This window comes from Cypionkella psychrotolerans, assembly GCF_001294535.1.
GTDB classification, from domain to species: domain Bacteria; phylum Pseudomonadota; class Alphaproteobacteria; order Rhodobacterales; family Rhodobacteraceae; genus Cypionkella; species Cypionkella psychrotolerans.
The window spans coordinates 1-10,756 of the sequence record NZ_LGIC01000059.1; the positions used below are offsets into that span (position 1 = coordinate 1).

A 10,756-nucleotide genomic window follows, 5' to 3' on the forward strand; every position below is an offset into this window, starting at 1 on the left:
GAACTGATCCAGTCCGCCCGAACGATTGAAGTAGGGCGAGGCCCTGACCCGGTGGTCGAAGCTTTGGGTAAATTGGCAAAGGTTCATGCCCAGCAAGGCTCTGTCTCCTTCCGGAATGAGGATCAGGCGCGGGATTTTGCGGAAGAGATGAAGGAGCGATACGGGGCATCGGTGCTGAAGGACATCGCCGCGGGCCGAACTGATGCGCTTGCCAAGGACGTGCCGGACCCGGCCGCTCGGGCGGCGATGGCGGTTGCCGTTGTTTCGGCGGCCAAAGAGCATCCCTCGCTTGGCCTCAGCGCACATGAAGCGGAGGCGGCGGAACGCCGGATGGTGGCCGAAGCAGCATCGCGACCACCAGAGCACGCGCGGGCGCATGTCCATGACCGCGCCCGTGGCACTGACCGGGAGTTTTAATCATGCAACGCATTGCTTTGCTGCTGCCGCTTGGCCTCACGGCAGGTTTACTCGTTGGCCTGATTGCCGGGGGGCTGGTTCTGAACCTCATCCTTGGTCGGGATCCGAATGCGACGGGCATCTTCGTGATGATCGCAGAGTTTCCCGGCTTTGCACGGCTGACCACCGTGCCCTGGGTCCTGCCTTGGCAGATCGTCGGTGCATCGACCGTGCTGTTCACAGTTGCAGCCGTTGCCCTGACCTTTCGCCAGCAGCTTACCGAATATGGCCAGGCCAAGTTCCAGGCGAAGGCGGAGATCAAAGCGAACGGCCTTCTTCAGCCTCTGGGCGCCGGGATGGTCTTTGGCAAACTCGGGGCACCATCCAAGACCGCCCCATACGTCAGCGCCACCTTCCAGAAATTCCCACATTGCCTTGTCGTGGCACCCACCCGGGCTGGTAAGGGCGTGGGCTATGTCATCCCGAACACCCTTCTCTTCAACGGCAGCATTGTCGTCCTCGACGTGAAGGGCGAAATCTTTGAGGCCACGTCACGCCACCGCCAGGCCGAGGGCGACGCGGTCTATCGCTTCTCGCCGTTCGATTTTGAACATCCGACCCATCGATACAACCCGCTCGAGCGGGTCGCGCGAATTGCCAATTTTGAGCAGCGCTACACCGAACTGGCCAAGATCTCGGACTATTTCTTGACGGTTTCTGACAAAGGCACCGCTGGCGACTTCCTGACCGAGGGACGTGAGCTGTTTGTGGCCGGTGGTCTTCTTGCGATCGAAAGGGGCAAGCCCACCATCGGAGAGATCAGCCGCATCCTCTTTGGCCGGGGCGCCACGCAAGCGGTCTATGGCGAGCATGCCGAGGAGGTGAAACACCCAAACGCGGCCCAGACCTTCCGCAAGTTTGCAGGATATTCCGACCGGACCCTGTCCTCGCATGCCTCGGTGCTTGGCGGCGCGGGCATGACGCTTTGGAACAACCCGGCGGTGGATCGCGCCACCTCCGGCAACGATTTCTCCTTTGCCGATCTGCGCAAACGACCGATGTCGATCTATGTCGTCGTAAACGCCGATGACATTCGCACCCTGTCACCCTTGGTTCGTCTGTTCTTTGGCGAGTTGATCGCCACCATGCGCTCCACCCTCCCCGACCCGAAATCCGAACCCTGGCCCGTCATGGTCATGCTCGACGAATTCGACCAGCTTGGGCCAATGCCCATTGTCGAGCAGGCCCTGAAACAGCTGGCCGGTCACGGCGCGAGGGTCTCGATCATCACCCAGTCGATCCCCGGCCTCGACAACATCTACGGCGAGAATGTCCGCCTGTCACTCGAGTCCGCTGCCGGCATGAAGCTCTACCTCGCGGCCAACGACAAGAAGACGGCGGGCGAGATTTCGGATGCATTGGGCAAGACCACCAAACTTTCGGTGTCGGACAGCGTGTCTAGGGATCGGGATTTCATGCAAAGGCGTTCAGTCAGCCGGAGAATGGAGGAGCGGCCCCTGCTGACCCCCGACGAGGTGCGGCGCCTAAACCCCGATCAGGCGATCCTCATCCCGGAGCGGCAGAACCCGCTGCTGGTCCACCGGATCGTGTACTTTCAGGATCCCACCTTCAAGAAGCTGTTCGACGCCCAAAAGGGTGCCCTGCCCTATCCGCCGAAGGAGGTTGCCGAGGTGCAGGTCCTGACCCAACGGATGGAGGCGCTGGAGCGGCGTTTTGCGGAAAGGATAGTGGTGGATTTTGTGAGGCCGGAGAAGGCGAAGACGAAAGCACCGGTCGAGCCGGAGCCGAAACTGGCGGCCGAGATTGTGGCCCGGGATGAGATTTTGCAGGAGGCAAAGCAGGCAGGCGTCGATAACGAAGTGCCCGTCACCGTGGCACCACCAGAAGCCGTCACCGAGGCCGAGGTTAATCTGGATGATTTGAAGCCGCCAATCACAATCGCGGTCTCAAAGATGAGCAAGTTCTCCCGCAACCTCGCAGGTGCTGGTAGTGAGCCACTTCAAAGGAGTCGGTCTGATGCGGCTTGATCAGTTTTTCCTATAGTCTTGCACCGCTTGTCTTTATCCGCTCAGCCTGCAACCATCACAAGAGATGGAATTTCTGGGTTCTGCGTAGGTTAGGATTTAGTACAGGTGGCGTTTCGATTTGTTCATACCGCTGATTTGCACCTGGATTCGCCTCTGGTGTCCCTGGCGCTGCGCGATCCCAACCTTGCAGCCGAGGTGAGCGTTGCCAGTCGCACGGCCCTGACACGTATCGTTGATTTGTGTTTGGCTGAAAGTGTAGATGCCCTGCTAATAGCGGGTGACCTGTGGGACGGGTCGCAGACCTCGGCCAAGACCCCGCGTTTTCTGAAGCAGGAACTGGTTCGGTTGTCCGAAGCCGGCATTCGCTGCTTTCTCTTGCGCGGCAATCACGACGCAGCATCCAAGGTCAGCAAAGAGCTTGAACCGCCGGAGCTTTGCCATGTCTTTGGCACCAAACCGGGAACCGAACGGTTTGAGGTGGGCGGCCACAGTATCGCTGTACACGGCGTCTCTTTTGCCGAAGGTGCTGTGCCTGAAAGCCTGCTGCCGCGTTATCCTGCGCCTTTGCCGGGGGCTTTCAACATCGGGATGATGCACACCAGTCTGAACGGAAGTGCAGCGCATGATGTCTATGCGCCTTGCAGCATTGGGGATCTGGATGCGCATGGTTATGACTATTGGGCGCTTGGCCATATCCACAAAAGGGCCGACTACAACGGGCGATCCGTTGTAGTCATGCCCGGCATCCCACAGGGCCGCGATATCGGTGAGGCGGGGGAGGCTTCGGTCACGCTGGGTATCTTGGATGATGCCGGACATCTGACACTGCACGAACGCTCTGTCGCCGCCCTGCGTTTTGACAGGCTGACGGTCGACATGACGGGGGTGGAGGATTGGGCGCAGGTCGTCGCCGCCCTAACGGGTGCGTTGCGCGCCGCGGGCCTGGCTGCACGCCCTGAAGACCATCTGGTTCTGCGCCCGCACCTGACCGGCAACACATCCTTGGCCTTTCGCATTGCCCGCGATCTTGATCAACTGCGACAAGAGGCCGTCGCTTGCGCTGAAGGGGTCAACTGCTTGTGGATCGACAAGTTGGAAAACCGGACCTCAGGAGGCGGCACGGCAGAAACCCGGCTTCCAGATGATCTTGTGGCCATGGTCACCTCAGATTTACCCACCGATCCCGCATTGATGGCTGCACTTTACGATCTGGCCCGCGATCTTGTGCAGGACTTGCCACCCGATTTGCGCGACCTGCTTGGCGACGACGAAGACGCCCTGCGCCGACACTGCGCGAGCCTTCTGGCCGAAGGCACGGCGCAATTGTTGCCACGGCTTACGATGGGCGAGGGCTCCTGATGCGCCTGGACCGGCTGGACCTGACGCGCTATGGCCGCTTCACCGATGTGCGCCTGGATTTTCCTACCCCGACAGATGGCGCGCCCGATCTGCATGTTATTTTTGGCCCTAACGAGGCTGGCAAATCGACGCTGTTTTCAGCATGGCTCGACCTGCTGTACGGCATCCCGGTCCGAACACGTTACGACTTTCTGCATGCTGGTCCTACCATGCAAGTCGGGGCAAGGCTCACCCATTCGGGCAGTGTATTTGAAGCGGTGAGGGTCAAGCGCAATGGTCCGACATTACAAGATGCCTCGGGCCAGGCACTGCCCGAAGCGGTGATGCAGGCGGCATTGGCGGGGCTTGGGCGCGAGGGCTATGCAGCGATGTTCTCGCTTGACGATGACACGCTGGAACAGGGTGGCGACTCTATCCTTGCCAGCCGTGGTGACCTGGGTGAGATGCTGTTTTCAGCCAGTGCCGGTCTCGCCGGTCTTGGACCTCAGCTGGAAGCAGTCCGCAAAGAGCTTGACGCCTTCCACAAGCCGCGCGCGCGCAATTCGACATTGAAAGTGGCAAAAGACCGGCTGCACGAACTGGACAGGCAACGGCGCGAATTAGACATCACGGCCAGTGCCGCGCAGAAGTTGCAGCGCGATCTGACAACCGCCGAAAAAGCATGGGCGACGGCACGGCAATTCGAAAACGAATGCGATGCAGCCCTGAAGGCAAACGCAGCGGCAATTGCTGTTCTGCCGCAGCAGGCAAAGCTCAAGCGGCTGAAGGCTGAGTTTGAACCGCTCGCCGATTTGCCAGAGGCGACCGAAGCCGATGTGCGCGCCCTGCAAGAGATCGAATTGGCCCTGCAGGGGCTTGCAAGTCAGATCGCCACACGTGCCGAAACGCTGGCCGAGCTCGATCGTCGCAAGGCCAGTGTGGTCCGCGACCCGGCGATTTTGCCCTTGGCTGACCAGATTTCCGAGGCGACCGGTCTACACCCGCTTCATCTTGCTGCACTGGCCGACCTGCCCAGACGCCGGGACAATCTGGGCGAGGTCGTGGCGGACTTGGCGCGACAAATGCAGACGCTAGGGCTTGCTGGCGCAGCGGCGCTCCACAGCATCGCGCCTGCATCAATGGCGCGCTTGCGTGCATTGGTCACAAAGCGCGATGTCACGCTTCAGGCCCTTGGCCGCGCGCAAGATGAATCTGTCAAAGCAAAGAACCGATTGGCCGCCGCGCGCGAGAAATTGGGCGATCCCACACCTGCCGCAGATTTGCAAAGCCTCGCGCATCTTGTCGCCCGCCTGCGCCAGACTGATCCCGAGGTGCAAAAGACACGCACCGAACAGGATCTTGCTCTCCGCAACTCCGAATTGTCGAACGCGTTAATCGCTTTGGCCCCTTGGAGAGGCACAGCGCGGGAACTGGTGACGCTTTCAGTGCCGGCCCCTTGGCAGATCACTGGTTGGGAAACGGCCGATCACACCACCAGCCGAACCTTGCGTGATGCCCGCGAAGCTCTGGATCGCCGCAAGAGCGATCTGGCAAGAGCGCAAAAGGGCGCGTCTGCGGATGTAGGCGCAGCACCATCATTGACCGAGGCCGTAAACGCGCGCCAACACCGTGAGGCGGCATGGGCCGCGCATCTAGCCCGCCTTGCGCCCGATACCGCAGCAGCGTTTGAAACCGCGCTGCGGCTTGATGACCGGATCACTTTGCATCTGGCAGAAGCGACCGCCGCGGCAAAGCTTGGCGCTGAACGCGCTTTGGCCTTGGCCCAGATCATCGATGAGTTGGCCAGGTTCACCGCCGAGGTTCAGACAGAGCAGGCGGCACGGCTGGCATTCGAGCGGTCAGTGGCGGAATGCGCCACAGTCCTTGGTCTGGTCGGCGCGGGAATCGCTGATCTCAAGGGCTGGTTGCTCCTACGTGAAAAGGCGCTGACGGCAATTTCTACCCGCGATCACGCGCAAGAAACCCTGACCCGCGCAGACACTTCGCTAGAGGCAGCGACGTGCCATCTTGCCGAAGCGCTGAGTCTCGCCCCGGAACGCGGATTTTCCCTGCTTTGGTCCGAAGCGCTGGCGCGGCTGGATACCGCCAGCCAACAGCAAGACGCCGCAAGGCAGTTGTCAGACCTCACCGCCGACCTTAGCGAGCGCACCGGTGACCTAACCGCAGCGAAACTAGCTTTGGAAAGCTGGCGCGAAGATTGGGCCACCGCCAGCAAAGGCACGCCGTTGGCCGAGGTGGCTGAGAACGATATGGGTCTTGCAACCTTGCTTGACGGCCTCGACACTCTGACCCGGCTTGAGATCGAACGCGCAGAACTGGCTGACCGGGTGGCAAAAATGGAAAGCAACAGCCGCAGCTTTCTGGATGCCTCAGGCGTCATCTTTGCGGCGCTTTCATTGCCTGCGACCACGGCTTGGGCAAGTCTTGGGGATCGACTAAGCGCCGCACACCAGGCCGAACGTGACTATGCGCAAATTCTGGCCGATTTGGCGCGTGAACTTGAGGCACAAGACATCAGTCAGGCGAAAAGAGATGCGCTGGCAGCAAAGCGCACGGACTTGGGAGACCGGTTTGAATGGACTGGTGAAGGAAGCTTGTCCGATCACCTGTCTGCTTGCCTGAGTGCCAACCGTCTGCGGCGCGATATCGTCGAGCTTGAGGCCGACCTTGCCCGACATCCCGCACCATTGGAGGATGCAAGCCTGCTAGAGGCCAACGCAGCCCGCTTTCAAGATGCGCTTACCCTTGCAAGGGCAGACTCCGAAGCCCGCTTGGCCGAACTGACAGAAGCGCGGCGGTTACTTCAGGCGGTCGGCGGCGACGATGCGGTTGCGCGCATCGTGTCTGAAAGGGCAAACCTTTTGAACGAGCTTGCAGAGCAAACTCGAGCGCATCTGGCTCAGCGTTTCGGGCTCATGGCGTTTGAACAGGGTTTACGGCGGTATCGCGACAGTCATCGAAGCGCCATGCTGGCCCGCGCATCTGATGCCTTTCGCCAGCTCAGCGGCGGAGCCTACACCGGACTTGCAGCGCAACCCGAAGGGACAAGCGAAATTCTTGTCGCGCTGCCCGCAGTGGGTGGATCGAAACTGGCGACTGACCTGTCAAAGGGAACCAGGTTTCAGCTCTATCTTGCCCTGCGGATCGCCGGATATCATGAGCTGGCAAAGTCACGCCCCCCTGTGCCGTTCATTGCAGACGATATCATGGAAACCTTCGACGACGTTCGCGCGGAACAGGCCTTCGGACTCTTGGGCGACATGGCACAAAAAGGGCAGGTCATCTATCTGACCCACCATCAGCATCTCTGCGACATCGCGGTTGCGGCCTGCCCGGGGGCGAGGTTGGTCGATCTTAGGCACGTCTAGCATTTTGGAGCAGAAAAGGTGCTGCTGAAATGATCAACGGTTGCGCCCTAGGTAGGTAGATCGCGAGGAACATATGGGGTGTGGTCTCGATCCGTCGCACCTATGAAATATGATACTTCAGGCGGCGTTGGACGAATGCTGGTCGCGAGCCCTCGAGCACTTTCACAATATTTGCGTTTGTTTTTGGCTCTTCTATAGCGCCGCTTTCATAGGAAAACTGGTACTTCTTATGCTTTTCCAGTTTCACATAAATAATCTGTTCGGCATCGGCGCCAACAGCAAGGTTCGGGTTGTGCGTCACAAGAATAACTTGCCGATTCTTCTTTGCTTCTCTGATGCAGCGAGCCAGCACCTTGAAAATACTATCATTGTCAAGATTGTCTTCTGCCTGATCTATAATGAGGGGTATGTTTTCCTTGTCGAGATAGAGATAGAAAACAAGCAATAACAACCCCTTTTCTCCGGGAGAAAGCTGGTTAAGATTCTTGTCACCCAAACGTAGCTCATATTTCGTGTCAATATATTCCATCTCGAAAAGAAAATCATGTAGCTGCTTTGCGACCTTACTTTGCCGAATTTGCTTATCAATGTCACTCGCTTCCATTTCCGCAACAATTTTCTCAGCAAATGCATGGATCTCGTCAAAGTCTCCCCAGTTAACCAAAGCAAGTTTTGTCTGCAAAACATCCTCACCGGAACGATAGAAAGGGCCACTGACAGCTTTACTAACTATGTCGAAGAAATCCTCTAAGAAGTTCGGAGCTTGCACAAAGGAAGCTTCAATGCTGACTTTGAACTCTTCCTCACTGATAAGAACAAGACGTCCTTCAACACTTGCCTTGAGTTCTTTATAAAACTCCAGAACTAGCTTCTTGCTATCAAAAATCTCCTTAGCTATTTTCCTCCGTGCTTCTTTTGCGGCGGCGATGTTCGAAGCAAGATCCGTCTCTAGGCGTCGCAACTCTCCCTCAAAAAAGGCAATCGTATCAGCTTGAGGTGCTGCTGCATCTCCTCGTACCAAAAGCATCTTCTGCTCTATTTCGAGCTTACTTTGGCGATACATTTGGTATCGCTTGTGAGGCGCACTCAATTGCTCGCGCAATGCCTGAAGGCGAGCGGAAGGTATGGCTTTAGCGCGTCGAATATCCGGGAGGTTTCCCAACACAGTAAGATCGGTGCCTTCAATCGGTTTTTCTGAGCCAACTGTTAGGTTCTCAATTTCAGACTTAAGCCTCGCCTCTAGAGCAGCAATGGTCTCAATATTGATTTTGTACTGCAAAATCTGATCCATAGACAGTCCCAGTTCTTTGGTAACCGCCTCATTCGCCTGCACCTGGGTGCTGATATGACCCGCAAGCGCGCTCATTGCTGTATTCAGGGCCTTCGCCTTTTCAAGACGTGCCTTCTTCGAAGAAATCTCTTCCAAACACGTCCGCTCGTTTGCTTCGAGCGTAGCAAGAATGGCTGAGGTCTTTTCTATCTCGGCGCTCACTGCCTTCTGCTCAGGGCTTTCTTCTGCCGGTTCCGATACCTCCACCGGCATGGCAGCTTGCAGAGCAGCCAGCTCCTCCTGTTTTGCGACAAGAGCTTTCTGAAGTGAAATTTTGAATTCTGGCTTGCTTTGACGACTCAACGCATCGATGGAATGATTCACCTCTCGCAACTTGACCTTAAGAGCACTAACTTGGTCACGGCTCTCTTTAGTCTTGAGTTCTTCGAGCTCTTTGAAGCTCTTCGTTTTCAGGCGGTCAGTTTCTTCGACATGCGAGAAAACCACCTCTTCGATCTCCGCTTGGAATTGCTTTACTTCAATCTCATTTGTGAGAGTTTCAAAAAAATTCTGCGGCAGATATTTGACCCGCTCCGCCTTTTCTTTATCCGTAGAATCTGCAAGATTTTTCGTGTCAATCTGACCACTTGCCCAAGTCAACTCTGCTGCAAAATTCTCAGCGTAGCCCCTTTGGCGAAACTTCTTATTCCTTGAGCTATCAGTCAGGAAAGAAAAGTGACTATCCTGCCTCGAGTCCCCAAGAAGCCCCATAATGTCAGCAAGTGCGCTCTTGCCACTCCCTTTGTTTCCAATGATCGCTGTCAGTTCAGGATTTATCGGAATATCGATCTTCTTGAACCAGCGCCCGTTCCTCTCATCGTATGAGGATATCTGATCCACTTTCAGGGATGAAATGAATTTTGTCGCTTCATGCGCCATTCGCCGTTGAACATCGGGGCGTTCGCCGATGTGAACTCTAGCCGATGGCTCGAAAATAGTTTGCATAAGTCCACGAAATGTCGGCTCCGCTTTTATCCAAGTAGGCTCGAATCCAGTGACTAGACCGCTCAATCTCTCAAGGTCCTCAAGGGAGTGAGCATCGCTCCCTGAATATACTGGCTTCTTTTGCGAAGGCTCGCCCACATATCGGTCTTGACGTAAGAAATGGTCAGTGCATGCTGAATCACCAAAGAATGCGTGACATGTTTTGTCAATCTCAGTTGCAATACTTATTTTTCGAGGCACCCCGGTGTCGACGGTTTTCATCCCATCGTTCTTTGCTGGAAATACCAACATGTAGGGCTCAGTATCGCCAAATACACTTTTTAGCGCTGATTTGACGGCCTTTAACGAAACTGTTGCGGACTCAAAGTCTTTGGTAGTCTTGAGGTCGCTACAGAATTTCGATGATCCTGTTGAGGTTGTTTCGTGAGTTTCTAGTTTTCTAAGGAAGTTCTCGATATGCTCTCGGGAACAGCATGTAAGGTCATTATCAAACAAAATATGGAGGTCAGGACTCTTGCCATCGGCTCCGATGGCTTCTGAAAGACGGAACTCAATGTTCGGAAAAAATACCTTTTTCTTTCCGTTCGGGAAACGAGCGTTGTATTTCTCAATTGCCGTAAAATAGTTTTTGCAACAGAAGTAGTCGGTAATTCCGAATACATGAACTTCTGAGGCCTCGAGAATATCTAGGAACTCGTCCCAAACATCCATATCTTTGCCTACCTTGAACGCGTTCGAGAGCTTCGTTTCCGGTGTGTGCAGGTGAAGATCCCACCTTCTCCACAATGATCCTTGTTTCGTTGGTTTCAACATGATCCATTTTCAAGTTATGAAGTTAATCGTTCGAAGCTGTGGCAACAAGGTTCGGTTGCGTAGCGCAAGCCTAGCTCTAGTCTAGGTGGTTCCAATCAAGTGTCAAAAGGAAACCTGCACGCACACCGCGATGTCCGTCGTCGAATGATTTGGAACAGGCGGCCTGATTTTGGATCGGAAGTCTTGGGCTCATCGGGTTCAGGTTACGCTGCTTGACGCTGATGGTTCAAGCGGCGGTTGAGAACGGCAGTGCAAAAGTTTGCCACGGAAGTGGCGGGATAGTCTTGCTGCGGGCAGAGTAAAACTTTGCCACTTTGGCTCTTTCTGGTGACGGGGAGGGCGGGGGATTTTCAGCGTGGAACTTTATAGAAAGGTGCGCCTTGCGCGCCGCGAAGGCCTGAGCGAACGCGCCGCCGCTCTTCATTTTGGTGTTTCGCGTGCAAGCGTGAAGAAGATGATGAGTTTTTCGGTTCCGCCAGGGTATCAGCGGACAACGG

Annotated in this window: 5 protein-coding genes; 4 read left to right on the forward strand and 1 reads right to left on the reverse strand. The window is 56.2% G+C overall.

Features of this window, described 5'->3' with window-relative positions:
* From AKV04_RS11210 to AKV04_RS11225, 4 genes are all read left to right on the forward strand, one after another.
* The coding region (locus AKV04_RS11210; protein ID WP_215905428.1) for a hypothetical protein at positions 1-417 on the forward strand (417 nt) is incomplete at its 5' end.
* A gap of 2 nt (positions 418-419) precedes the next feature.
* Entirely contained in the window at positions 420-2,444 is a 2,025-nt protein-coding gene (locus AKV04_RS11215) for a type IV secretory system conjugative DNA transfer family protein (RefSeq protein WP_054006520.1), read from the forward strand.
* 105 nt (positions 2,445-2,549) lie between these two features.
* Entirely contained in the window at positions 2,550-3,803 is a 1,254-nt protein-coding gene (locus AKV04_RS11220) for a metallophosphoesterase family protein (protein ID WP_054006521.1), read from the forward strand.
* Positions 3,803-7,171 (forward strand): YhaN family protein, encoded by a 3,369-nt coding sequence (locus AKV04_RS11225; RefSeq protein ID WP_054006522.1) that lies wholly within the window; start codon positions 3,803-3,805, stop codon positions 7,169-7,171. Before AKV04_RS11220 ends, AKV04_RS11225 begins: the two co-directional genes overlap by 1 nt.
* A gap of 100 nt (positions 7,172-7,271) precedes the next feature.
* On the opposite strand, the gene AKV04_RS11230 is transcribed toward AKV04_RS11225, so the two are convergent.
* A complete protein-coding gene (locus tag AKV04_RS11230) occupies positions 7,272-10,259 on the reverse strand; it encodes a TrlF family AAA-like ATPase (protein WP_054006523.1) in 2,988 nt (995 codons plus the stop codon).
* Positions 10,260-10,756: the final 497 nt, after the last annotated feature.

Bases quoted from the DNA above. Each gene is read 5' to 3' on its own strand.
- AKV04_RS11215 (WP_054006520.1), top strand. From the start codon at position 420: ATGCAACGCATTGCTTTGCTGCTGCCGCTTGGCCTCACGGCAGGTTTA.
- AKV04_RS11230 (WP_054006523.1), bottom strand. From the start codon at position 10,259: ATGTTGAAACCAACGAAACAAGGATCATTGTGGAGAAGGTGGGATCTT.
- AKV04_RS11225 (WP_054006522.1), top strand. From the start codon at position 3,803: ATGCGCCTGGACCGGCTGGACCTGACGCGCTATGGCCGCTTCACCGAT.